22 protein-coding genes and 1 pseudogene are annotated in these 24989 nt (G+C 44.2%); 5 read left to right on the top strand and 18 right to left on the bottom strand.

The annotated features are described in order from the left end of the window. Nucleotides 1-3: 3 nt before the first annotated feature. The 6 genes from GJS45_RS07110 to GJS45_RS07085 form a co-directional block, all read right to left on the bottom strand. Nucleotides 4-1335 (bottom strand): hypothetical protein, encoded by a 1332-nt coding sequence (locus tag GJS45_RS07110; protein WP_162340769.1) that lies wholly within the window; start codon nucleotides 1333-1335, stop codon nucleotides 4-6. Between the two features lie 252 nt (nucleotides 1336-1587). Continuing rightward, nucleotides 1588-2448, bottom strand: a complete 861-nt coding sequence (locus tag GJS45_RS07105) for an alpha/beta hydrolase (protein WP_202928047.1) — start codon at nucleotides 2446-2448, stop codon at nucleotides 1588-1590. A 248-nt stretch (nucleotides 2449-2696) separates the two neighbouring features. Next, on the bottom strand, nucleotides 2697-3758 hold the full coding sequence (locus GJS45_RS07100) for a zinc-binding metallopeptidase family protein (protein ID WP_162340768.1): 1062 nt from the start codon (nucleotides 3756-3758) through the stop codon (nucleotides 2697-2699). 229 nt (nucleotides 3759-3987) lie between these two features. Then, nucleotides 3988-4545 (bottom strand): Uma2 family endonuclease, encoded by a 558-nt coding sequence (locus GJS45_RS07095; protein WP_162340767.1) that lies wholly within the window; start codon nucleotides 4543-4545, stop codon nucleotides 3988-3990. A gap of 211 nt (nucleotides 4546-4756) precedes the next feature. Beyond that, entirely contained in the window at nucleotides 4757-5623 is an 867-nt protein-coding gene (locus GJS45_RS07090; protein ID WP_394366574.1) for a sugar phosphate isomerase/epimerase family protein, read from the bottom strand. A gap of 213 nt (nucleotides 5624-5836) precedes the next feature. Next, entirely contained in the window at nucleotides 5837-7246 is a 1410-nt protein-coding gene (locus GJS45_RS07085; RefSeq protein WP_162340766.1) for a Gfo/Idh/MocA family protein, read from the bottom strand. 234 nt (nucleotides 7247-7480) lie between these two features. Here GJS45_RS07085 and GJS45_RS07080 point away from each other — a divergent pair, with 234 nt between their 5' ends. From GJS45_RS07080 to araD1, 3 genes are all read left to right on the top strand, one after another. Then, nucleotides 7481-7969, top strand: coding sequence for an RNA polymerase sigma factor (locus tag GJS45_RS07080; protein ID WP_162340765.1), 489 nt, complete (start codon nucleotides 7481-7483; stop codon nucleotides 7967-7969). Between the two features lie 169 nt (nucleotides 7970-8138). Then, the gene (locus GJS45_RS07075) at nucleotides 8139-11078 is read left to right on the top strand and encodes a PVC-type heme-binding CxxCH protein (RefSeq protein WP_162340764.1); all 2940 of its coding nucleotides are present in this window, start codon (nucleotides 8139-8141) and stop codon (nucleotides 11076-11078) included. 252 nt (nucleotides 11079-11330) lie between these two features. Further along, entirely contained in the window at nucleotides 11331-12293 is a 963-nt protein-coding gene (gene araD1, locus GJS45_RS07070; RefSeq protein WP_162340763.1) for an AraD1 family protein, read from the top strand. A gap of 222 nt (nucleotides 12294-12515) precedes the next feature. On the opposite strand, the gene GJS45_RS07065 is transcribed toward araD1, so the two are convergent. Both GJS45_RS07065 and GJS45_RS07060 read right to left on the bottom strand, forming a co-directional pair. Beyond that, nucleotides 12516-13388 (bottom strand): alpha/beta hydrolase, encoded by an 873-nt coding sequence (locus GJS45_RS07065; protein ID WP_162340762.1) that lies wholly within the window; start codon nucleotides 13386-13388, stop codon nucleotides 12516-12518. 41 nt (nucleotides 13389-13429) lie between these two features. Next, nucleotides 13430-14392 carry a ThuA domain-containing protein gene (locus GJS45_RS07060; RefSeq protein ID WP_162340761.1) on the bottom strand — a complete coding sequence of 321 codons (963 nt, stop codon included), beginning with the start codon at nucleotides 14390-14392 and terminating at the stop codon, nucleotides 13430-13432. A gap of 597 nt (nucleotides 14393-14989) precedes the next feature. On the opposite strand from GJS45_RS07060, the gene GJS45_RS07055 reads away from it, so the two are divergent. Beyond that, nucleotides 14990-15220 carry a hypothetical protein gene (locus tag GJS45_RS07055; RefSeq protein WP_162340760.1) on the top strand — a complete coding sequence of 77 codons (231 nt, stop codon included), beginning with the start codon at nucleotides 14990-14992 and terminating at the stop codon, nucleotides 15218-15220. Next, a complete protein-coding gene (locus tag GJS45_RS07050; RefSeq protein ID WP_235954659.1) occupies nucleotides 15213-15557 on the top strand; it encodes a type II toxin-antitoxin system PemK/MazF family toxin in 345 nt (114 codons plus the stop codon). The genes GJS45_RS07055 and GJS45_RS07050 overlap by 8 nt, the downstream gene beginning before the upstream one ends. 146 nt (nucleotides 15558-15703) lie before the next feature. On the opposite strand, the gene GJS45_RS23690 is transcribed toward GJS45_RS07050, so the two are convergent. From GJS45_RS23690 to GJS45_RS07005, 10 genes and pseudogenes are all read right to left on the bottom strand, one after another. Then, nucleotides 15704-16174, bottom strand: a complete 471-nt coding sequence (locus GJS45_RS23690; protein ID WP_202928046.1) for a sulfatase/phosphatase domain-containing protein — start codon at nucleotides 16172-16174, stop codon at nucleotides 15704-15706. Beyond that, the gene (locus GJS45_RS23685; RefSeq protein ID WP_202928045.1) at nucleotides 16138-16455 is read right to left on the bottom strand and encodes a sulfatase-like hydrolase/transferase; all 318 of its coding nucleotides are present in this window, start codon (nucleotides 16453-16455) and stop codon (nucleotides 16138-16140) included. Before GJS45_RS23685 ends, GJS45_RS23690 begins: the two co-directional genes overlap by 37 nt. 66 nt (nucleotides 16456-16521) lie before the next feature. Then, the gene (locus GJS45_RS07040; protein ID WP_162340759.1) at nucleotides 16522-16824 is read right to left on the bottom strand and encodes a hypothetical protein; all 303 of its coding nucleotides are present in this window, start codon (nucleotides 16822-16824) and stop codon (nucleotides 16522-16524) included. A gap of 205 nt (nucleotides 16825-17029) precedes the next feature. Next, nucleotides 17030-17413 (bottom strand): PIN domain-containing protein, encoded by a 384-nt coding sequence (locus GJS45_RS07035; protein ID WP_162340758.1) that lies wholly within the window; start codon nucleotides 17411-17413, stop codon nucleotides 17030-17032. Then, complete coding sequence (locus GJS45_RS07030) at nucleotides 17410-17616, bottom strand: type II toxin-antitoxin system VapB family antitoxin (protein ID WP_162340757.1); 207 nt, start codon at nucleotides 17614-17616, stop codon at nucleotides 17410-17412. The genes GJS45_RS07035 and GJS45_RS07030 overlap by 4 nt, the downstream gene beginning before the upstream one ends. Nucleotides 17617-17789: 173 nt before the next feature. Further along, on the bottom strand, nucleotides 17790-18887 hold the full coding sequence (locus tag GJS45_RS07025) for a hypothetical protein (RefSeq protein WP_162340756.1): 1098 nt from the start codon (nucleotides 18885-18887) through the stop codon (nucleotides 17790-17792). Nucleotides 18888-18911: 24 nt separating this feature from the next. Next, nucleotides 18912-20291 (bottom strand): FAD-dependent oxidoreductase, encoded by a 1380-nt coding sequence (locus GJS45_RS07020; RefSeq protein ID WP_162340755.1) that lies wholly within the window; start codon nucleotides 20289-20291, stop codon nucleotides 18912-18914. Nucleotides 20292-20355: 64 nt separating this feature from the next. Continuing rightward, nucleotides 20356-20535, bottom strand: a pseudogene (locus GJS45_RS07015) (RagB/SusD family nutrient uptake outer membrane protein); the annotation flags it as partial. A 134-nt stretch (nucleotides 20536-20669) separates the two neighbouring features. Continuing rightward, nucleotides 20670-21722 (bottom strand): L-rhamnose/proton symporter RhaT, encoded by a 1053-nt coding sequence (gene rhaT, locus GJS45_RS07010; RefSeq protein WP_162340754.1) that lies wholly within the window; start codon nucleotides 21720-21722, stop codon nucleotides 20670-20672. Nucleotides 21723-21904: 182 nt separating this feature from the next. Continuing rightward, nucleotides 21905-24853 carry a glycosyl hydrolase gene (locus tag GJS45_RS07005; RefSeq protein ID WP_162340753.1) on the bottom strand — a complete coding sequence of 983 codons (2949 nt, stop codon included), beginning with the start codon at nucleotides 24851-24853 and terminating at the stop codon, nucleotides 21905-21907. Nucleotides 24854-24989: the final 136 nt, after the last annotated feature.

Here is a 24989-nt window from a genome sequence, read left to right as displayed (position 1 = left end):
TATTTAGAAATAATAACCAATATTTATGTTCAAACGTGTATTCCAACCTGGATCAGAAGCAGTGGGGTTTAGATCCGAAATGGGCTGCCTGTAATCGACTCCCCTTCCGGTACCCAAGGCATTTCCACCAAATGTATTGGTCAACCAGGGATGATTGTAGCCCATGGCCACATCAAAATAAGCGTATACCTGACCGGCGCTCACCAATGCTCCGAAAACATTTTGCTGGGATTTTCGGTAGGCAAAGGCTGGCCGTCCCTGTTCTGAAGTGAATTTTTCCATCAAGGTGTAATCATTGTACAACTGAACGTTACTGACCGGCCCCCAATCCAACGGAATGTCATAGGCCAATCCAATCACGTAAAGTGCTGCGCTATTGGCCACATCATACGTGCCAAAGCCGTAAGCACCCATTTGTACCACATCCAGTACCTCCCCATCATCGTTTCTTACATCGTCATAGGTATAATAAATCGCCTCTGCTTTCAAATTCCAATTACCCCAATTCGCCTCATGATGTACTGATGCTGCCAAATTCGATCCCTTATGACCGGTTTGCAAATTATACAATTCATGGTGCTGCAGGGAAATTCCAAGTTCATGCCCGGACCAGGTTCTTACTGCCCGGAGATTGACCTGATGCCGCTCGATGTTGGAGTTTCCAGGAATGGGTACCACATCATAAGAGTACCTGGCGGTAGAAAAGGCTCCAAAAGTAGCTTCATTGGTGCCTCTGGGCTCAGCCAATAAAAAATAGGCCCCATCCAGTCGCCAGTCATCTATCTGGTGGGAAAGATGAAATCCCATCTGAAAATCATCTTCCAACCCCAGGTAATATGGGAGCTGAAACCACCAACTATGTGAAGCATAGGTTAACAGACCAAATGGAACTTGCGTCACCCCCATTTTAAGATTGGTTTTTTCATTGAACCGGTACCCTAACCAACCGTATTTTAGAAAATGGGTGTTAAAGGTTGGGTAAAACCGGTATTCAAAGGAAAGTTGAATCCCTTCACTATAGGCATCCACATTTATTCTCCAGGTGTCCCAGGTCCATTCATTTCTTAAAAAAGTTCCTAAAGGAAAGGTCTCTCCTTCGTAGTGCGTGTAAATATTATTCAGGCGAAAAGCCCCTCCTACCTTTAACCAGGTGGTGTCCCGGTTCAAAAATTCCGTACGACTGCTCACCGGCAATTCCAGACTACTTTTATCTGTACCATAATCCTGGCCAATTTTCAGTACCCGATTGTGCTCTCTTTTTTTTAAACTATCTTCTTTTGCTTCAGCTTTTAGGGAAATTCCAAAAAGTAAGACCAAAAATAGCATATAATGCATTCGTTCTTCGTTTGATACAATAAAGACAAAGCTATAAAAATTTGCTTAAGAATGAAATAGCTTAAAAATTATTGTTAATATGCTATTTTATTTATCAATTTAAAACTAATATACTATTTCGTAGGGGATTAAATCTTTTTTCGGAATTTGAAAATATGACTCCCCGATCCCGGAAAAATTCAAAAATAAACCGTCTGATTTCTTTCAGCCCCTTAAAAATTACCATCCCTGAAACAAAGCAAACGCCCTGTTTCAAGGTATATCCGGGAGCTGTCTGTCTATAAACGCTTTCAGTTTAACCATACTATCGAGCAAATTCAATCCCAGCCATCCATGGCCTTCATTGGGATAAAAATGAAATTCGTGTGCTACTTCAAGCTCCGACAACCTGTCCCTAAGGCGCATTCCTTGCGAACTGGGAACCAACGGATCATTCCCCCCATAAAAAAGTAGGGTAGCAGGCGACTCGGCTTGCAACTGATAGATCGGGCTCGCTGCCGTCAGCAGCTCTTCATTTCCCCCAAATAAGTCCAACATTTCCCGCAAGTATTCATTTGTGGTGGTTCGGTAGGATTCATCCAATAAGTCAGTCGGGCCTACCACACTACAAACCATCTCTACCCTGCTTTCCGTATCATGGGCATAACTCCATAGCAGCGACAAATGGCCTCCAGCACTAACTCCAAGAAAGCCCAGCCGACTACCAAGCTGATATTCCTCCCGATGTTCCTCCAAATAAGCCACCAGGGAACTGATATCTTCGATTTGCATAGGATAGGGCTTGTTCGAAGCATCTGCCAGCCTATAATTAAGATTGGCTACCGCCAGGTAAGGAAGCTGCTCACGTAAAAAATCCCGGAATGGATTCATGTCCGATTTATTACCTTCTTTCCAGCCTCCCCCATGAACCAGAATCAGGGTGGGGGTATTTTCATGCCGGTTGGTTGGAAGGTAGATATCAAAAATTTGGCGCGGATGAGTTCCGTAAGCCTGATTTGTAAGTGTTTTCGCTGGTAAATTGGCTTGTGGATTCGTATCCCCCTCCTCCGGCAAACAAGCCAGCAACCATCCGGCAGCAAACAGACTTAAAAAAAGTGAATAAATGCGCGTCATTTTTATCTGTATTTTAATCAATAAAAATTTAAATTCAGGATAAATATAGAATTTTATAATGAATTACGTATACAAGTAGGTACTATTATTTACGAATACATTATTTATCCATTTATAGTACTGTTTCTGTTACTCAACTACCTATTAACATTGCCCTGTTTTTTGAACCAAAGATCCAATCGATTACAGCAGGAAAAATAGGATTAGCAGCGTATCCCACCGGAATATTCAACGGAAAAAAAGAAGAATTAATGGCTAACGGCTCCTTTTCGGATTAGTTTGTGAACCAATGCCATTTTCTTAGCGATTACGGGTGAAATGACAAAAGGATAACTGTCAGGAAGGCCCATACTTCTATTCAGACTGTTTAATGCCAGAGACAGGGGTATCCACTGATGGAGCAACTTTGAAAAATCAGCGCAAAGATAAGGATCTTCCGAAATAAGGGTGGAAGTACCGGCGGGATGATTTTCTAGCTTTGGATTGATGGTCAATCCAAAGGAAAAGGCGGTTTCCAGAGTATCAACCAGGTGCAGGTAATGCGCCCATGTTTCTGCCCAGTCTTCCCAGGGGTGGGAACTGGCATAAGAAGAAATGTAGTTTTGTTGCCAATTGGAGGGAGCACCATTTTGATAATGTATTTTCAGGGCATTGGCGTAAGAAACCCGCTCGTCTCCAAAAAGAGACCTGAATTCTTCCAGGCCTTCCGATCCAGCGACCAGGACCTCCCAATAATAATGTCCTATTTCATGCCTGAAATGGCCCAAAACAGTACGGTATACCTCATCCATTTCCTTTTTAGCCATGGCCCGTTCCACATCGTCTGCTTCAGCGATGTTCATCGTGATGATACCGGAGGCATGCCCGGTCAGGACGTTTTCCTGATTTTGACTTGCCTTGAAATCAAAGCCCAATCCGCTTCCGGTCGTTTCATTCCGCGGAAAAAACGGCAAGTCCCAGCGCAATAAGGCATAGATCAACCTGTGCTTTGCCATTTCAATGGTTTGCCACCTTCTTTTGTAGGCTGGGTTAGCCAAATCCGGGATGACCCGATTTAGGGCGCAAGCCCTGCAAAATCGACTGGGATCGGATTGGGAAATCAACCAATTGCAGCCTTCCTGTTTTTGGTTTTGACAATAGCGGTAAGCATTGCCAACTGTATCTATAAATTCTCCCTCCTTTCCCATTTCAGGAAGCGCAAGCAGGTCCAACTGAATGGGATCAAAACCCAGTAAGGTTTTACAATTACTGCAGCTTGTGTTTTCAAAATAGGCTGGCTGCCCGCAACGCTGGCATTGGAAAAGTTTCATATTTCAAATTTGAAGAACTACCTGCAATTTTTGAACCACAAAAAGTTGATTATTAAAAACCTGCTTTGTTAACCATTCGAAAGCTATCGAAATCCTAAGCTTATTAAAAAAAAGGATAAGGCAGCACCTCCAATCAAATAAAAATCTTTCAACTTAGGAATAGTATGAAGCTTTTCACAATAAGAAAAAGTTCCGGGTTCTACTGGCTCAATTCACAACACATGTTTTTTTAGTCCAAAATAAGCAATTCATTTACGGAAAATTTTTCACCTATTAGCCATACCTCATCACCAGGCCCAAAAACACGGGTTTCGGTGTAGGCATCCACTTGAGGTTTGGAAAGGAATTCGATTTGATTGTTTTCCAGATCAATTATCCAGCATTCCGGAATGCCATGTGCAGCATACAGTGGGGCTTTCACTTCCCTGTCAAAACGGATGGAAGCGCCCGCCACTTCAATAAGGGCAAGCACATCCGCAGATCCTGGATGTGCGGTAGCATAATAATCCGACCTATATTTCAATAGGGAGATATCTGGCTCTGGCTCATTATTATTATCAAATCTAATTGGATTTTGAACTCTGACAATGGCTTCACCATCAAAAAGTTGAATCATTACCTTGGCAAGGGAATCAACTATCGCTGCATGTCTGCTTCCTATCGGGCTCATCTGAAAAATTTCTCCGTGAATAAGTTCTACCGGATCTTCTGCCTTTAGGATTCCAACTTCGGCCATTTTGTAATATTCATCCACATTGATCAAGCGTTTCACTACTTCAGTTGCCATGGTATTTAATAATTTACCTTCTTAAAATTAGCCAATTAAACGGCTAAAAGCAATCATCCAAACTTTGAGTCCGGATATCCTGCCAATCAACACGATCAAAACCCGCTCCATCACGACACCAGATTGGGTGTCATGTTCCTGTTTGCGGGATTGACACAATACAATACGGATTTTCCATTCAAGAAGATTTCTTGACGGTAATTTGGTAAGGTCAATACCTCAAACCCTGTAAAAATGCTATGGATTTGGGCACCTGCTGGTAATATATCGGGCTTTCATCTTCTATGTAGAAATGCTCAATGCCCGCTTCCTTTGCTGCTTTAAGTATGGCAGGAAGGTCCAGTTGGCCCGTACCCAGCACCACGTCGTTTTCTTTCGGTGTGCCTCCTGACATGTTGCCCTCCACCCCTTTTTTAAGGTCTTTCAGATGCATCAATTTAAAGCGGTCTGGGTATTTATGGATCAAGGCGGCAGGGTCTACACCTGGAAAAAAGGTCCACAGGATATCTATTTCGTAGCTTACATATTCCGGGTCGGTCTGTTCCATCAGGTAGTCGAAGAGGGTCCCGTTTTCATGGGGATAAAATTCATACCCATGGTTATGGTAACAAAAAGTGAGCCCGTGCTCCTCCTTTAAAATTTTTCCTGCTTTATTAAAATCCGCAATGGCCTTTTCGGTATCTGAAAGGTCAAAAGGTGCCTCATGGGGTATCCAGGCCACACGGACAAATTTTGCCCCCAGGATTTTAGCATTCTCCGCCACTTCCTGCGTTTTATTGACCAAATCAGGATAACCGACTCCAAAAGAAGAACAAAACATGTCCCGCTCATCGAGCAGTTGCCTTATTTCCGCAGCGGTTTTACCGAAGAGGTTGGAAAATTCCATGTCTTTGATGCCCATAGCCTGCAAGGTGTCGAGGGTGGCTGCCACGTCTTTGGAGAAGCTATCCCGGTAGGTATAGGAAACCATTCCCGGCATTTCTTCGAAAATGGGTCGGTTGCCCTGGGCCAGGAGGCTATCCAGGCTGATCATCACGAGGATAAAGAGGGTAGTAAATATTTTCTTTTTTCTTAACATTGTTTTATTTTTTTGTGTTAGAAACATTTCAATTGGAATTGAATCGTTCAAATAGCTAAATATACGCGATATCCAGATAATTCAGGAGAGTAAAATCAAGGTTTTTACTTTAAAATTGGCAACATCGTCGATTGGAACGGCCAGAGCAAATGATGCGAAATTGAAAAGCCCCAAAATTCCGAATGTAAATAACTATGCGTAAAGATTGATCTATCAAAGCGAATTAGGAATGGAATAAGGCTCCCGGTATACCCTGGAAAGCAAGATGTCCGCCTCTGAATCGTTGGCGAATTTTTCATAATCGCCCATAAATTTCAGTTCCCGCTTCACCCGATAGGAAATATTGGCCAGTAAGGGCAAGGTGCTGGAATAAAAACCTTCCCGCATATCACACTGGAGCAGCTTATGATTCCCGGAACGGATTGATTCAATGAAATTGGAGAACAGCGTGGCCTCCTGCGCAGAACTGCTGTCTTTTGAGCTGGCAAATGGTTGGGATTCCCCCTGATGGAACGCTCTCCAGCTATTACCGGCGATTTCCAGCCAACCTTCCGATCCGTAAAAGAGGTTACCCACTTCCTTGCCGTCGCTCCCCTCCTGGTTGGTATACCTGCCCCGGGCCTCATATTCAAGAAGGGTCCCATCTGAATATTTAAATAGGGCAGTCTGAATATTGGGGGTTTCCTGCATGGATTTGTCATGCCCATAGGTTTCCACATCTCCATAAACCATGGTGCCGGGGCTGCAGTTGTCGGGCTGGCATTCATCCTGATTGAAACCGTATAAACCTCCCATGGAATAGATGGTTTCGGGATGTTCATGCTTCTGTAGTCCCCAACGCGCAATGTCCAGCTGGTGGGTACCTGTGTTTCCCGAATCGCCGTTTCCCGTATCCCAGAACCAATGCCAGTTGTAGTGACTGCGCTTCTCATTGTAGGGGCGGTAAGGTGCCGGGCCCAACCAAAGGTCATAGTGAAAATTGGCCGGGGGCTTGGAATCTTTTGCGGTGCCGTAGGAATTGCGTAATTTGTACGTAAGCGCACGGGCCATGTATAGCTTTCCGATACCTCCTTCATGAAGGAACTGCATGGCTTCCCTTACATTATTATAGGCCCTGTTGGTCAACCCCACCTGCACCGTCAACCCAGTCTTTTGGGCAGCTTCCACCATCTTTCTACCTTCCCATAGGTTATGGGATGCAGGCTTTTCCACATAGACATGCTTTCCTGCCTGACAGGCCCAAACAGTCCCCAAGGCATGCCAGTGATTGGGTGTAGCCATGGATACCGCATCGATTTCCTTGTTTTCCAGCACCTTCCTTAGATCCCATTCCAGCTCAGGCCTGGTGCCGGTCTTATCGGCAACTATCTTGGATTTGGAATCAAAGAGTGCTTCATCGGTGTCGCAAAGCACCTTTAAAACCACATTATGACTGTCCTTCAGGCTGCAATAATCATTAATGTGTACAGTTCCCTGGTTTCGTATTCCAATTTGAGCAAGGTTAATGCGATCATTTGACCCTATGATGGAAGCATAACTTTTTGCACTGAATCCCAACCCCCCAATGGTAATTCCTGCGGAACTTATGGCGGATTTCTTTAAAAATTCTCTGCGTTTTGTCATGAGATTAGGTAATTAGCTTGGTATAATCAGGATATTAATCGTTTATTTTAACTAATTAAAATGAAAACAACAATTTTTAGTTTCGTGAATTTTTCCATATAGCATGTTCCAGCCCACTTTAATAGGAAATTTTATCTACTTGTATCACTATTCAAGGCATTTAATACTCCGTTCAAAAATCTTTTTGCCCCTCAGGCAACCCATCCATTCCTTTTTAACGTGATGTAGTTACATATGAACCTGCACGATTCCCCTAAACTAAAAAAAATCATTGACCAATGCTGCCAGGGCCAATCCAAAGCACAATATGAGCTATTCAAACATACCTATCCCTACGCCATGGGTATTTGCGCTCGCTTTTCATCCGGTCCTGAAGAAGCCAAAGAAATTCTCAATGACGGGTTCCTGAAAGTTTTTACGCAGATCAAGCGGTATTCACCTGACCTATCCTTTGCCGGCTGGTTAAGAAGAATCCTAATCAATACGGCTATTGACCATTATCGGAAAAATAAAAAATACAATGACCAACATGTGGAAATCGTGCAGGATGTAGACCGGCCGGATGCTGAAAAGACCCTATCCCAATTGCATGCTGAAGATATCCTTAAATTGGTGCAATGCCTCCCTCCGGCCTATCGGATGGTCTTTACCCTACATGTGGTAGAAGCTTTCAGCCACAAGGAAATTGCTGAAAAACTTGGAATTTCCATCGGTATCACCTGATGGGCATCTCTTTCGGGCTCAATTACCATTTATTTCCGAAAGAATAAAAATAGTGATGACCTGAAAAAACAATACTTTCCTTTGATTTCATTTTTTATTACTTTTAAAGCTAATTGTAAATTAATCATAGTATTAACGCCCTCAATTGGCCAATTAAATTTCACCCAACATGCCTAGCAATTTGCTTACATCAAGCCCGGAAATCTTCCAAAAAGCCCTTTATGGAATGACCATTCTGGTCATTTCGTTAGTTACATTCAGCTGTAAAAAAGAGGAACCGGAAACTCCTTTTTCATTGAGTGAAAAATATTATTCAGACAGCACCCAATTGTATTTACCGGAAGATTTGGAAGCCACCTTATGGGCTGAATCCCCTCAGTTTTTTAATCCTACCAATATGGATGTGGATGCCAGGGGCCGGATTTGGGTGACCGAAGCGTTAAATTACCGGTTGTTCCGAAATGATCCGGAAAAATTCAAAAACCATGAAGCAGGGGATCGGGTGATGATTCTGGAAGACACGAACGGAGATGGGGTAGCGGATACATCAAAAGTATTTGTTCAGGACAGTGATCTGACGGCTCCATTGGGCATCTCGGTTATTGGAAACAAGGTCATCGTTTCCAGTGGTCCCTCCATTATCATTTATACCGACGAAAACGGGGATGATAATCCGGATAATAAAGAAGTGTTTTTAACGGGTTTTGGGGGCTTGGACCATGACCACGGCTTGCATGCAGTGGTGGCCGGACCCGACGGTAAATACTACTTCAATGCTGGCAATGCCGGGCCACATATTGTCACCGATAAAAGCGGCTGGACACTCCGCTCCGGAAGCTTATACAATGGTGGTTCGCCGCATATGAAAGATAACAAGCCGGGAATGGTCAGCGACGATGGGAAAATGTGGGTGGGAGGCATTGCCTTGCGGGTCAATCCGGACGGCACCGGAATGAAAGTGCTGGGCCATAATTTTAGAAATTCCTACGAGCTGGCCCTTGATTCCTATGGGAATATGTGGCAAAATGACAACGACGATGATGGAAATAAAGGCGTACGTGTTTCCTGGCTGATGGAAGGGGGCAATATGGGCTATTTCAATGCGGATGGATCGCGAAGGTGGCAGGCAGACCGTCGTCCGGGTCAGTCTACCGTAACCGCTCACTGGCACCAGGATGATCCGGGAGTCATCCCAATGGGAGACAGTACGGGTGCCGGATCGCCTACCGGAGTCACCTTTTACGAAAGTGATTTAATGGGAGAAAAATACCGCGGTACCTTACTTGCGGGTGAGGCAGGCCGTAATGTAATTCTTGCCTACAAACCCGAACCAACGGGAGCCGGATTTAAACTAAAACGCCATAATCTGATCACGTCTCTCAGGGAAGAAGAGGTAGAAGAAGCCCAAAGCCGGGCAACAGATGAAGATAAATCCAAATGGTTTCGGCCCAGTGATGTAGTGGTGGGCACGGACGGAGCCATCTATGTGGCCGATTGGTATGACGGCATGGTAGGAGGTCATCGCATGATTGACAGTACCGGATACGGGAGAATTTACCGCATTACCCCCAAGGGTAAAAACCTGCCCAAACCTGAAATTGACCTAAACAGCACGGAAGGGCAAATAGCAGCACTATTGAATCCAGCCGTTAATGTGCGAAATGCGGGTTTTGCGCTGTTGGCTGAAAAAGGAGACGCAGCTGTGGAAGCGGTAAAGGAAATTTTGACTGACGAAAACCCTTACCATCAGGCCCGCGCTATTTGGTTGCTGGCAACGATGGGTGAGGCAGGAATAGCGGCCGTTGAAAGTCAGTTGGATGCCGACAATCCAGACCTAAGGCTAACTGCTTTCCGTGCGTTGCGTCAGGCGAAGGATGATTTTTTACCCTATGCCCGTCAATTGAGCAGCGATCCCTCTCCGGCAGTTCGCCGTGAAGTGGCGGTGGCCCTTCGGGATCTACCCCAGGATCAAGTAGAAGAAATTTTAATTGCCCTGGCCTCCCAGCACGAAGGCGGTGACCGGTACTACGTAGAAGCGTTGGGATTGGCCATGGATGGAAAAGAAGAAGCAATCTTCCCGGTATTGCAACAAGAAATGGGAGGCGATCCACTTACCTGGCAACCTGGATATGCCGACCTGATTTGGCGCCTGCACCCAAATCAGGCGATCGAAAGCCTAAAGGAAAGGGCACTTTCCCCAGAACTATCCGCTGCCGAGCGGCAGCAGTCGGTAGCAACGCTGGGATTTATCCATGATCAGGAAGCGGTCAATGCCATGCAGGAAATAGCCGCCTCGGACTTGTTAGGAGTAAACGAACGGGCGCTCTGGTGGCTGCGTTACCGCAGAAACAATGAATGGAATGCCTTTACCATGGAAATACCGGAGCTGGAAGCCAATCTCAGCCCGGAAATCCAGCAGGAAATGTTGGAATTAAAATCCGTCCTGGTAAGTACCAACGTTTCCGAAGCTGATAAAATCAAGGCTGCTAAAACAATGGCAGGGGACCGAATTGGCGGTCAAATGTTGCTGGCCCTGGCAGACAAAGAAGCCCTGTCGGAAGATTTGAAAACAGAAATCAGCGGGGAGCTATTCAAAAATCCGGAGCAAGCCACGCGGGTGCTGGCCGGAGATTATTTCACCCATCCATCCAAACCTGCCCCGCTATCCGTGTCGGAAATTACCGCCCTGGAAGGCGAACCTGCCAAAGGAAAGCTGGTTTATCAGGGCAAGTGTGCCACTTGTCACCGCATTGGTGAGGAAGGACGGAACATTGGTCCTGACCTGAGCATGATCGGAGCCAAACTGGATCAGGAGGGCTTATTGGATGCCATCATCCATCCCAGTGCAGGGGTAGCTTTTGGCTATGAAATGTGGCTGATTACCTTAAAAGATGGAACGGTAGCCGCCGGTTTTCTCCAGGCAGATGGGCCCATTGTGGTACTGGAAGGCATGCAAAATGAAGCCTACAATATACCTTCCGAAGATATTGCTTCCCGGAAGCGGTTTGCCCGCAGCATCATGCCGGAACCTGCCGAATTGGACATGAATGAAAGCGATGTGGCACATCTTACCGCTTATTTGGAGGGGTTGAATTCGGAGGGAGATTGATGGGAGATTGAAGGAGATTGAAGGAGATTGAGGGGAGGTGGGCTTTCGGCAGGCTCAGGTATCAGATTGATGGGCTGGGGAAAGAGAATAGTTTCTTTGGTAATCAGACTTCAGGTAACCGGAAAATTTCTGTTTAGAAGAAACAGCCGCTCCTTTTTCCGAATTGAGAAATCCGTTTAGATGCCTATTTTCTTGTCTTTTATCCCTGACCATGCTAACTTCTCCCTTTTCTAACCATTAATCCATATAAAATTGAGAATCGTACAATTTAAAAATAAAGACAAAACCAGCCAGGTAGGCCTGGTAGACGGGGATCATCTTCGTGTTTTAAAGGATATTAAAAGCACCTATGGCTTGACCCAAAAAACATTTGAGACGGACAAGTCCCTCGTTGAACTGGTTGAAGAATTGGTAGGCAAGGAAAAGGTGCCCTATGAGCCCCTAATCGCCAACAACCAAATCCTGCTGCCCCTGGCGCATCCAGACCCTTATCGATCGTGGATTACAGGAACAGGACTAACCCACCTGGGATCTGCTGCCTCCCGGGACAAGATGCACCAGAAACTGGAAAGTGCAGCGCCTGATGAACTGACCGATTCCATGAAAATGTTTCAGATGGGGCTGGACGATGGCAAAATGGTAGATGGTGAACCCGGCGTGCAACCCGAGTGGTTTTACAAGGGCAACGGTTTATGTGTGGTGCCCTCCGGTCATCCCCTGGTCTCCCCTTCTTTCGCCCTGGATGGCGGAGAAGAACCCGAACTCGCAGGACTCTACGTTATCGATCCTGATGGCAACCCTTTTCGGGTGGGCTTCGCCCTGGGAAATGAGTTTTCAGACCACAAAATGGAGAAAATCAATTACCTCTACCTGGCCCATTCCAAACTCCGCCAAAGCGCCTACGGTCCGGAAATGCTGATCAGTGAACTGCCGGATCACCTGGAGGGAGTAAGTGCAATCAAAAGGGGAAGTAAAGTGGTCTGGCAAAAGAATTTTCTAACAGGAAATGCCAACATGAGTCACAATATAGCCAACCTGGAACACCATCATTTCAAATACGAGCTTTTCAAGCAGCCTGGCGATGTGCATGTCCATTATTTTGGCACCGCCGTGGCCAGCTTTGCCGATGGCATTGATGTACGGGACGGAGATCGGTTTGAAATATCCATTCCGGAATTGGGGAAGCCCTTGGTGAATCCGCTGAAGCAGTTGTAGGGGTTTGAATTAGATTGAAGGGAGATTGAGAGGAGATTGAAGAGGGATTGAATTAGATTGAAAGAGATTGAAGGAGATTGAAAGAGATTGAAGGAGATTGAAAGAGATTGGAGGAGATTGAGAGGGATTGGCCTTCGGCGAGCTCAGGCACCGCAGGCGACAGGTTGAATGGAAACTTGAAAGAGTTTAATTGTTAAGATATCTTCCTTAATTAAAACTAAATCAGTTTGAAACTTCATAACTTCCAAAAACCGACGGGTCCACCGGTTTAAAGAGCAATTGGGAAAAAAGGTAGAGCCCACTTTTCCATACTTTAAAATCATGTCCACCCGGTTCGATGTAATAAATATGGGGAACCCCATGCTGTTCGAGGTATTCATGGGTGCGTTCGCTGAAGCGGAGCAACCGGTCTTCATCTCCGCAGGAAAGCCACAACACCTTTAATCGGTCCTCTACTGCCTCCGGGTCGGGAATCAACGCTTCAGGTGCCTTGGTATTGGGAGCAGAGGAAAAACCACCTACCCAGGCAAACGTATCCAGATTACCAAGCCCAAAATTAAGAGATTGCCCTCCTCCCATGGACAAACCGGCTAAAGCCCTGCTTTCTCTATCCTTTATCACCCTGTAATTGGTTTCAATAAAAGGAATAAGGTCATTCAATAGGTCTTTCTCAAAGGTGGCGAAAGCGGCCACTTTTTCGGGCTCCATCACATTTCCTCCGGCACGGTCATCTTTCATGGCCCGGCCATTGGGAAGGACTACGATCATGGGCTCAAGCTTTCCATCCGCATAAAGGTTATCCAAAATAACCTGGGGAGCCCCGCCCCTCAACCACTCTTCTTCATCTCCACCTATGCCATGCAACAAGTACAAGACGGGGTAGTCCTTTGCCTCCGAATATCCAGGGGGCAAATAGACGAAAGCCCGCCTGACTGTATCCACCGTTTTTGAGTCATAGTGAATGGTGTCTATTTTTCCCTTGGGAATTCCGGTTCTTTCTTGATCAAAATTGGCAGCGGGCTGCTTTTCGAACTCTTGCGCATAGATGCCGCTACACAAAAGCAGGCTGAATAGGCAAACAAACAGGTTCTTCATTTAATTTGGTTTGATTTTTAAGTGCTTATGGCTTTCTATTTCTATTCCATAGTTGGATTTCTCAGGCTAGGCGAACCAGCAGTAGGAAAATCAGATGGAACCGGAAAATCCACTTTGCCTGTGGCCAGCCATTCGGTGACCCGGACCACAGTGGTTTGGTAACCCGCACAGCGGTAAGCCGGAGGAAAGATCTCCCCTTCCCAAAGGTGCCCCAGTGATGAATTATAAACCCTGCCTTTCCCGTACTCAACCACCCATTCAACTGGCCAGTTTTGTTGGGTACTTGTGCTATCATTAGCATAAGACAACACCTCAATATTTTTTGCGTCCCCTCGTGGAAAGTAGTAAACTTCGGTATTCACCGTCTGCCAGGCTTCGGGATAACCCTGATTGATCGGGTGTCGGTTTAAAATCTGGATAAGGGCATTAAAGCGCTCACCATGCCCGGTGCCTCTCCCCTCACCCGGGGAATATCGCTTTATATTTCCCTTTGAATCGATTTCCAATGACGTGCCCACCGACTGGGATCTCCAACCCAACCCTATCATTTCATTGTATGCTTCCCAATGGGCAAATGCGTTGTTGGCCGAATGAAGGATATATAATCCACCTCCCCGGGCCACGTATTTTTCCAATGCCCTTTCGGCTACTTTGGGCCAACTTAAACTGGAATTGTGGATGTTATTTGTGTTTTGAATGACCACAGCATATTGGTCAAATGTTGGAAGCCAGGATTGCCTTGCTATGCTGTCCTCAGGAACTGTGCTTATTTCGACTTTAAACAAACCGCTTTCTTCCAAAATCCATTTTGTAACCGCGGAAGTTTGTTTCCAATCGTGGTTGCTGAACCCATCCACAATTAAAACAGGGATCTTTTCTGATGACTGTGCCTGGCCATCGGGCTTAAGGAAGAAAAACAAATTCAGAAATAATACCAACCGAACCAAATAAACCCAAATTGATCGTTTACCAAAAAAACGAAAGAAGGAAATGATTTGGCACATAAGACTTGGGTTAATTGGGCAGAAATTCAAAATTAAAATCCAAGTTAAATTAAATGACATCTTAAATCCAATAAATGGCAAAATAAAAACAGGATTGATCTGGGCTGATTGTGAAATAGATTGAAAGAGATTGATGGGATTGGACTTGGGCGAGCTATGGCAAGGGCTAGATGTTATAATAGCTTTCATTAAGTAGCCAAATCTCTAATATACCAGCTGCTATTCACTTTGCTCCACATTTTAGTAGTCGTTATTATCATATCGGGATTCCGCTGCCCATTTCACATTGATTTACGGCAGATACTGCTCCAACTCCGGTTTGACCAATATATATTTTTCCTCAGCGGCTACATTATACCACTCTTTTGGATCTGCTGCCAGGTCATACAATTCTTCAGAACCATCCTCATAGCGGATGTAACGGTAATCCTGGCTGACAACCGCCTGGCTGTTCCGGGCCCATGTAGTGATGGCAGGGGTTGCCAGTTGCTGTCAGGGGTCTTCAACTGAGGATGAATACTTTGATCTTAGAAAGGAAATAGGAATAGAAAGTTCAGTTTTAATTTCATATTTTTGATTAAGGATAAATTTAAGCATATGAAAGCGATAGAGACTACCGGACAAATTAATCAAGAAGGAGCGATACTTCTGGACCAGCCCTTGGTTGTGAGAGGGAAAAAAGTGAAAATTATTATTTTAATGGAGGAAGATGAAAAGGAAGAGAAGGAATGGCTATCTACGATGTCAACCAATCCTGCCTTTGATTTTCTCAAGGATGAGCAAGAAGATATTTATTCTATAACCGATGGAAAACCTCTAAATGATTAAACATAAAATTGTATTAGTGCCTTTTCCTTTTGATGATTTTAGTGCAACAAAGGTCAGACCTGCTGTATGCCTGACCAACACAATTGGAGAATACCACCATGTTATAATAGCTTTCATAAGTAGCAAAACCCCTAATATTCCAGCCGTTTCTGATATTGTAATCAGAGAAAATATTGATGATTTTTCTATTACCGGTTTAGCTGTTAATTCCGTTGTCAGACTACATCGTCTGGTAACGATTCCTAAAAACCTTATCAAAAGGCAACTGGGAGAACTTTCAGCCACTCAACAACATGCTGTTAATAAAAAGCTTAAATTGATGTTCGAATTACAATAATTAAAACGGCTTGAAACGCTTTTTAATCGTGGACTATCAATAAATCAAAAACTCAGAACGCCAGAATTATGGTCTGAGGACGATAAAAATGAAGGAAAATTCATTTGGGGTTTGAATTGAATTCATTTCTGAAAACACTAAATCCCCTACTCACTTTGCTCCGCTTTTTGTTTTCGAAAATAGTCATTGTTGTCATAGCGGGATGCCGCTGCCCATTTTACGTTTATTTTGGGTAGGTACTGCGCCAGCTCAGATATAACGGGTGCAAATTTTTCGTCAGCGGCTACATTGTGCCACTCATTTGGATCTGCTGCCAGGTCGTACAGTTCTTCGGAACCATCCTCATAGCGGATGTAGCGATAGTCCTGGCTGACCACCGCATGGTTATTCCGGGCCCATGTAGTAATAGCAGGGGTTGCCCACTTACTTTTGGGATTTTTCAACAAGGGATAGATGCTTTCGGCTTCAATATTTTGGGGGTGGGGGAGCTTGGCCAGGTCCGTAAGCGTCGGATAAATGGAGAATAACTCCACCGGAGCATCCACCCGCTGTTTTTTTGGGATACCGGGGCCGGCAAAGATCAAGGGGGAAAGGGTGGCCCTGTTCCAGAGTGCCACTTTGGCAAAGGTATCGTTTCCTTGATTTGGTTGTCCCCGATAAACCCATAAATACCGGTGGTAGAAGGCCTTAAACCGGTCATAATGGCCTTTCTAGACGGGCTGCACATGGGAGCCTGGCATTGGGCGTTAGCAAATAACAGGCCGTTAGCAATCAACCGGTCCAGGTGGGGGGTAATGGCATCCGGATGGCCCATCCCGCCGACAAAATCGTTCAGGTCGTCCACTGAGATCATCAGGATATTGGGTGGCTGGGATTCCTGGGCTTGTAACCAACCCATGCTTAATACAAGTTGAAAAATAAAACAGGAAAAAACAGGATAGGGATTTTTCATCACAGGCAACATTCAGATGAATTCCATATGGTAAAGCACCAAAAACAAGAGTACCAGGTTTATAACTGTTCTTAAAATAGCAAATAACCAATTTCTGCGCCTATTTTTTTCTTCGTCGTCGTTCAAGGCCTGGTAAAAAAGTATGCCTATCAGAATAAAATTAACGGTCAAAATAAGTAATGATAGGTACCCCACCCAATGGGGCCAGTTCAAATATACCATCAAACCATTGAGTACATAGGCAGTCATTGTAAGGATACTCGTATTGCTATGCAGTTCCCTGGGATGAAAAAAGGATATTGGATTGGCTTCCATGATTTTAAATTGAATGAAAAATTCGGAAAAATCAAGTAAGGAGTTTTATATTATGACTTAAGCATTTTCCTTTGACGCCAAATGACCCGTTAGCCAACGGGTATAATTCGTACAGCTTCATTAGAGATTGAAGGAAAAAGATTGAGGGAGATTGAGTGGGATTGGACTTCGACAGGCCCAGTCCCCAGATTGAAGAAGATAAGCTTTAAGGATTAAACAACAAATCATACCCCACAACTTGCTTCAATTTTTTATCCAACGTCCAGAGTTGGAGTTCGTTTTTCTGTACTGCATTAAAAATTATCGCATCGATTATTCCTACTCCATGATGAACCAAGCCAGAATGATAAGAAAGTAAACCTGAAGCCATCACCAAAAAAGGTTCATCCAAAGTAGGAACCAAAGATGCATATTCCAGAATAACATTTACCTCTCTTTTGCTTTTTGCACCTTGCAACAGTTCGGCAAAAATAAGCTCAAGGCCAAACACCCTGCCATTCTCAAGAAGTTCCTGGCAAACATTAAAGTATTTGGGATTTCCCTTCAGGTATTCAATCCAGATGGAGGTATCGAACACAACACCTCTCATTCGCGATTCAAGTCCCGTATTTCCTGCGCAGCGTACCGAAACGCCAATGGTTCATTCAAAACCGTGGCTCCCAATTGCTTGATTTTTTGGGTTCTGATGTAAGCAATTAAAGCGATTTTTACCGTTTCTGTGATTGTATCTGCCTTGGATAATTCCATGGCTTCCGCTATCAACTCGTCAGGAATAATGGCTGTAACTTTCATATTATTAACTTTTTACGAATATACGATAAAGTATCGTATTTTTACCAGTTAATAAAAGCAAAATTCTAAAAAATCTGGACCAACAGGATTTTACTTAAATTGGTGGAGCTGTAGGCGATTTAACTCCCACAATAGAAAAAGCCAACTGTCTCCCCTATACAACAAGGATCCCTTTAATGATCAGGACTCCAGCCCTGCTTCTCCAGAAATTGCCGTACCTGACGCTCCACAAAACTGTTTTCATGGGGTATCATTTCGCTTAGTGCTTCATTCAATTTGGTTGAATTAATCCCATGAACCGTATATAACTTCAGTAACTTTACCAGCTGTGGACCATTCACCTGGCTAAGATTTGCCCTTGAATGATCCACCACTGCCGGATTTAAATGGGCTGCTTCTGCCAAATGATCAAAAATCAGATTTTCTATGCCATGGTCCACCTTACCGATAAGCTTGAAAAGCTGAAGTTGTAAATCCTCCGATTCCAGCTGTTCAATAGTAAGTGATTTCAATAACAGGTAGGACTGGAAATATTCCTCTTCAAGGAGTATTCCGATAAAGGCATCAATCACCGAATCATCCAGTTTGGTAAGTAACGCAAGCCGTTCCAATGCCCAGGTCCGGTCACTTTGATCCGTACTTTGAAGGATTTCGGTAAACAAATACGGATCAAGTTGTTTTTCTGTCAGCTCCATGACCTGCTGTTGGACCGGACCATGGACCACATGGTATAGTTTATGGGTAGTATAGGCAGCACCGGGTACGACATACTCCAGCACATCCTTTGCCGTAGCGCCCGAAACACCATCTACTGAATTGTCGGTCCCAGCTGTATTGTTCACCAAATCTTCAAAGGAAAAATTACCCAGGGGCAAAAAGGGATCAGCCAGCAGCCGGTTCAATTGCTCGTATTCCGCCGGAAGGAAGGGTTCATGGTCATGCTTGCTCAGAAATTCTCCATCCAGCAGTTCAAAACCCAGGTACCTGCCTGTGATGTTCCAGTAAACCCGTATTTTCAAGGGGCGGCACTCGTTATCATAGCATACCCCCGTATGAAGGTCCATAAAATAATTCAGGGGAATACCGGCCGCACCCTCGTCCTGAGGCAATTCCTGCCGGTGCAAGGAATCGTTGACGGACAAGGTGATCAACCTGGAGGAATCCGCAATGGATATGGTAGCAGGTTGAAAATACCGGATATCCTCCTCCTTTTCATAAAAAAACAGGATCAAAGAAAGCCCAATCAAAAATCCCTTTATCCAATGGATCATTTATTTTTGTTTTGTATGTAATGCTCAGGCTTCCGGCACAATACCCCCATGGTCTCTCAGTAAATTTTTTAAATCATCCAGAGGAACATCAGCCGGTGTCACCTGGTGTTTAATGGCCAAAACAGCCGCCGCTGCCGCTGCCTGCCCCATACCCATGCATGATGCCTGCACCCTTAGGGCAGAATTGGCCAGGCGATCACTACTCAAACAGCGTCCCGCCACCAAAAAATTCCGACTGCCTTTTGGTATCAGGGCCCTCAGCGGTATGGTAGCCACAATATTCTCCTTCAGAAACTCCTGGTAAATGGATTCCCCGTTTCGATGCAAATCAATGGGATAAAACGAATAAGACAAGGAATCGGCAAACACTTTTCCAGAAACATAGTCTTCATGGGTGACCTTATAAAGTCCGTCAATCCGGTAGGTTTCCCGCACAGCAGTTTCCGTTTGGGCATCCATTAATTTTAATTTTTCACAGCCCGGGAAAGTTCTCAAAGTCCTGATCAGCTCCAACAGGGAAGCCCTGCCCTCTATATTGGCTTTTGTATGTAAGGCCGCTGTGGACGAGTCGGCCCCAGGCACATAGACATAATTATAGGGCACAGTAGGAGGAAAATTATTCACCGAGGATTCCACCTTCACCTCACCGTTGATGAGCATATTCTGTCTGAGTCTCCCATGGTATTCCTTCGGGATTTTGGAAAGGTCCAGTGAATCGAAATCGTAACCCCCTATCCGAAAGATAAAGGATCCTGGTTGTGTATCATTCTCTCTCAATAAGTCAAATCCAGCAATTGAGGTGGCGGCGGCATTACCGGAACAATCGATGATCTGATCACAAATGATTTCATTGGCAACTCCTTTTCCGACTGTTTTAACCGTCCATTTTCCATTGGTGAAATTAATGGTTGTAGGCGTTTCATAAAAGTGAATATCCACTCCAGCTTCCGTGCACTTTTCCTCTGCCAGCAGGGCATAAAGGGCTTTATTGACGGTCACCTGATGCCTCCAATGACGAATGGTATCATTGTTGGGAATGATGGAGAAATTGGGCAGGATATCATCGTTAAGTTTTACTGCTTCCATCACCAGCTCCCATCCTATTCCTCCAATAATCTGCTTTCCCCAGGCATGAAATATCCCAGGGAAGGATACCCCTCCGGTGGTAGTTGTCCCTCCCAATTGGCTGCCACTTTCTATCAGGGTGGTTTTGGCTCCTGCCCTGCCTGCCTGTATGGCCGCAATTACCCCGGCGGTACCCCCTCCGACTATCAGCACATTGGTTTCAATTTTCTGCTTTTTGATGGTATAGGGTGCTGCCAGAACTTCCCCTTTTGTAAGCTGCGGGGCGGTCAGTCCTACGGATATCGCTCCCATCCTGGCAATCATTTGTCTTCTTTTCATTTTCTGTTGGGTTTGAACTACCTAGACCTGGCAGGTTTTGAAAACCTGCCAGGTCTTATTAAAACTAATAACCGGGATTTTGATCAATTGAAGGATCTATTGCCCCATTAAAATTGGTTTCCTGCTGAGAAATGGGCCATAGGTAATGTGCTTCTGCAATTTCCAAACCCTTATTTTTCATCACCATTTCCTGGGCCCTACCTGTTCTTTTTAAATCCAACCACCGCTTCCCTTCAAATTGGAATTCATAGGCTCTTACCTGAAGGCGATGCTTCTGCCCATATTAATAGTAAACCCGCAAAAACTATTTTGGATTTAGCTTGACATTAATTACTGGCTGGTGAAATTTATTTTTCTTAAACTTTTCGCCAGTATAATTTACAAATGACTACCTATCCCTACAATAAAAACCGACAAAATAATGATAAAAATACCTGATACTATGGTCCACTTCGTTTTCGCAGTTGTTTCTTTCCACTCTTTTCGGTAAAAGCCCCAAAAATTAGCCGTTAGGATAATGGTTGACATATGTAGTATCCATGAACCTGCGCCGTTACCGAGCTTACTTTCGCCCATACCGTAAAAAAAGAACTGTAAAAACCAGATCGTTCCGGCAAGTGCTGCGAAAATATAATTATTAAATAAGGGTGTAGTTTTATCGAAAAAATCTCTATAGGTACGGTTTTTTAAACTCAAAATTGTGGTCCAAATAAAGTTGGTAGTGAAACCACCCCACAAAATGACAACAAAACTAACATTGTTTTGATAAAGCGGATTAAATCCTGCCTCCACTGCGGCATTTGCCAGGGGTTTTCCTGCCTCAATCCCATAGTTGAAAAACGCGCTAAGAATACCGGAAATAATGGCGATTATCAATCCTTTTACCAAACTGAAATCTTTAATACTTTTTCTTTTTTGTTCATCCGATAGTTCCCGTTCTTTCATCATACCAGCCCTTCCGGAAACAGCAATGCCCGTCAAGCAAAGCAGGACACCCAATAGTACCAATCGGCCTCCGGTACTGCTAATCATATCGGTAAATGAAACTTTTCCTACAGCAGGATATAAATTGTAATATATGGAGGGAACCAAAGCCCCAAAAGCTGCTGTAAACCCTAAAACAATCGAACTACCCAAGGACATGCCCAGGTACCTTATTCCCAGCCCATAGGTTAATCCGCCAATTCCCCATAAAACACCCATTAAATAAGTAATGTAAAGAATGCTCATTGATGAATTACCAATAATTTCAGCAAAACCAGGCACTGTAAGCCAGGCTGCCAGCGGAGGCACAATTATCCATGAAAAAAGGCCGCCAACGATCCAGTAACTTTCCCAAGCCCAACTTTTTACTTTGTTGAAGGGCATGTAAAAACTGCCGGCGGCAAATCCGCCAATTGAGTGATAAATTATTCCAAAAATTGCTTGCATTGATTAATTATGTTTTGTCTTAATTTTTGTTTAGAAATTCATTTAACCCCTAATTGTGAAAATAGTCCACCTTTTAAATCATTTAAATGCATGCTTTGAATTTTTTTTTCATTATTTGACCTTTCAAGTTGCATATTGCAGTTTAGCTTATATCCCGGTGTCAACTAAAGTCAAAATAGCAACTAGAAAACTTCTGCCCCTAAAACAGTAACCGGCCCCAATAAACCTGATGGTTCCAATGGTATTTCTTCAATCGGCCTGCCCCGATAATCATGTTTCAAATCGATGTTGGTGGAAGTGTATTGCTTTTTGTCGGGAAAAGTCTGGTCTCCGGCTACGCGATTGTACCAGGAATTCACCACTCTAATTTCAAGGGTGTTTTCGCCTTTTTGTAATTCATCGCTTATTTCTACCCGGAATGGAGATGTCCAGACAATGTCCTTGTCTTTTCCATTTATTTTCACCTCAGCGATTCCCACATCTTTTACGCTTCCAAGCTGCAAATAGTACTGCTTATCCTGTTGTGGATCAAAATCAATATTGAATGTTTTATCATAAACCGCAGTACCTGAATAATATTGGATCCCTTCTTCGGAATGTTGCGACCAATCCATTAATTCAGGAAAAGTCACAGTCCCCGGACCACCCCACACTGGATCGAAATGGACGGTCCATTCTCCGCTGATTTCTTTCAGCGTTTCAAAAACAGGATAATTTCGAGTTGCTCCGCCGGTCTTACTATCATAAATTTCAGTATTGAATACCACCATGATTGCTCCATAAGGCTCTAAAGTCAGTGGAACCGTTGTTAATCCTTCTTTTTGGGTAAAAGCGTTGGCTTCCCGAATTTCTCCGGTTAATGCATTCCACAGTTCAGGTTGTTTCCCCGATACCCGAAAACAGGCATTTATTAGTTGTCTTTCGGTTGTTTGGTTGGTTACAAAATAGACCTCGCTTTCTCCAACCGTATAATGAATGTAATCAAAATCGGTTTTGCTATCATTTTCCAGAATATCAAAATCTACGGGTATATTTCTCGACAAAAGATATTCTCTTGCCGTCATTCCCCAGGCAACAGTTCCATTGCTAAATTCTTTTACTCCTCTTTCCTGAGTTTCGTCTCCCCAGATTATATCAGCCAATTCGTTAAACTTCTTTTGAGTTTCTGGTCCTCCAACCAAACTCGCCAATTTTTCGGGTTTATATCCTAGGATCGTCGCACCATTTTGCAACAACGCTTCTACTTTTTCCAATACCTCCATTGATAAAACTTTATGGTCGGGTAGTACCAGAACACGGTAGTTTACTCCACCTGGAACGACAATTTTTCCATCTGTCACTTTTAGTTGCAGAAATATATTTTCATCGGTCACATCGTAATCAAAACCGGGCATGGCGCCTGCCGGGTCAGCATGTTTATACGGGAAAACATTGGGGACATGGTCGCCATAATAATAAAGAACATCTGCCACAAACTTACCTTCCTGCACAACTGATTGGGTGCGGTGCATATAATCGATAAAAGGTCCGGATTGCTCCCACCAGGTAACCTGTGGATTTACGTGTGTACCGGCAAAATATTCCTGACCAGGCAAACCCATTTCGGGAGGCGAACTGGTGAAGGTATGAAAATACATCCGATTCAGACCGGCAGCTATTTCGTGATCGAAGGATGATTTCTGGTCGTGCCACAATTCATCGTTCCAGTGCGGGCCAATGGTGGTAAACGATTCTGCACCAACTATTTTTTTTCCATAGATGTGGGCTGCAGATGAGGCCTGTTTTAAGAAAAAGCGGTTTTCAGGTTTTGGCCGATGTGGCGATGGCGACCAGAATTCACTCATCACAATATCGCTGAATCCGTAGTTTTTTATACCATCCAGTGGACCGGCATGAGGGCCGGCCGACTCCGGCTGAATGCCCATGTTGTATTTGTGTGCATATTTCTGAAATACGGCGTAGTGGTTATAGCCTACCAGGTCGCCCAGCGTTTTTCTAAAATCAGCCAGAAAGGCATTCGAAGTTTGAATGTCATCAACAACATAACCAGCCACAATGGGTAAGTATTTTTTTAAATCATATCCCCGGTATTGTATGAATTCTTCTGCAAAATTATCCGTCCAGTTCATTCCGCCACATTCCCAGCTATCGGTTTCCATGTATTTCAGTGTGGTACCCACATGATCTCCGGCAGCATCGAAAATAGGATCCACTACATCCTCCCAGTAAAATTTAAAAGCTTCTTTGCTCATATAATCCAACACATTGCCCTGCCAATCTCCACTTGAAGTGGAAACATGGGAATCCGTATTGGTGTAGCCAATGCGTAAAATACGCCAATCTCCAATGGGGGCGTTCCAGTTCAAGTGGCCATTTGCATCCATTTGAGCGGAAATATCCAGTATATCCTGCGTTGATATCAGGTAGCTCTTGTTGTTTGCAGCATTCCTGCCCTGCGCAGATGAGTTGGTCAGTAAAAAACGGGTATCGGGGGCGGAACCTCCCAATTCGTGATATCCCAGTTTCAGATCGAGGTTGGTAATGACCTCATTTGTTTTTTGAGCATTACTGATGGGAAACGCCAGGACGGCGATGTCCCGGTAATAATCGTTCCTTGTTTGTGGCAAATCCAAAGTTAACGAAACTTCTTTGTCGCCCGAGGTACTTGTTTCGGAATACGTAATTTGTTTTGCCGTATGTTGAGGCGGTACCCTTGGTCCACCCAAATTCCAACCGCTTTGGATATTAAACCCTATTTCCAGTCCAAGTCTTTTGGCTTCGTCCAGGGCAAAAACAAACAGTTCGTTCCATTCATCCGAACCAAACAAAGGACCTGCCGGGATATCATGATTTCCTCTTTGATTGTGCCCCCCAGCATCAAAAACCATTGCTCCCTGGAAGTTTTTAGACTTCATGGCTTCCAAATCTTTTGTGATAGCCGCTTTAGTTACATTCCCATTGAGCCACCACCACCAACAGTTTACTCCGTAGTTGGATTCCGGATTTTGAAAATTGGTTGCTAAATATTCATATGTTTTGTTTGGAGATCTGTTCGAATTATTGTTTTGACATAAAGCATTTAAAGAAAATAAAAGTAAAATGAATATGTAATATGCACTTAAACGTTTCATAGTCTTACTTTTTATATTGTTTAATGTAATACCTAAAATCGAAAGGTCTTTCCTGCCATCAGTTGATCATAAATGAAATAAAACCTTCCAGGTTTCGCTCGTTTAATTTGAAAGACTAGTTGATTTTCAACAAAAC

The organism is Cyclobacterium salsum (genome assembly GCF_010119245.1).
Taxonomy (GTDB): Bacteria; Bacteroidota; Bacteroidia; order Cytophagales; family Cyclobacteriaceae; genus Cyclobacterium; species Cyclobacterium salsum.
The sequence above is the reverse complement of the archived record's forward strand: the minus strand, read 5'-3'. Positions and strand labels throughout refer to the sequence as shown.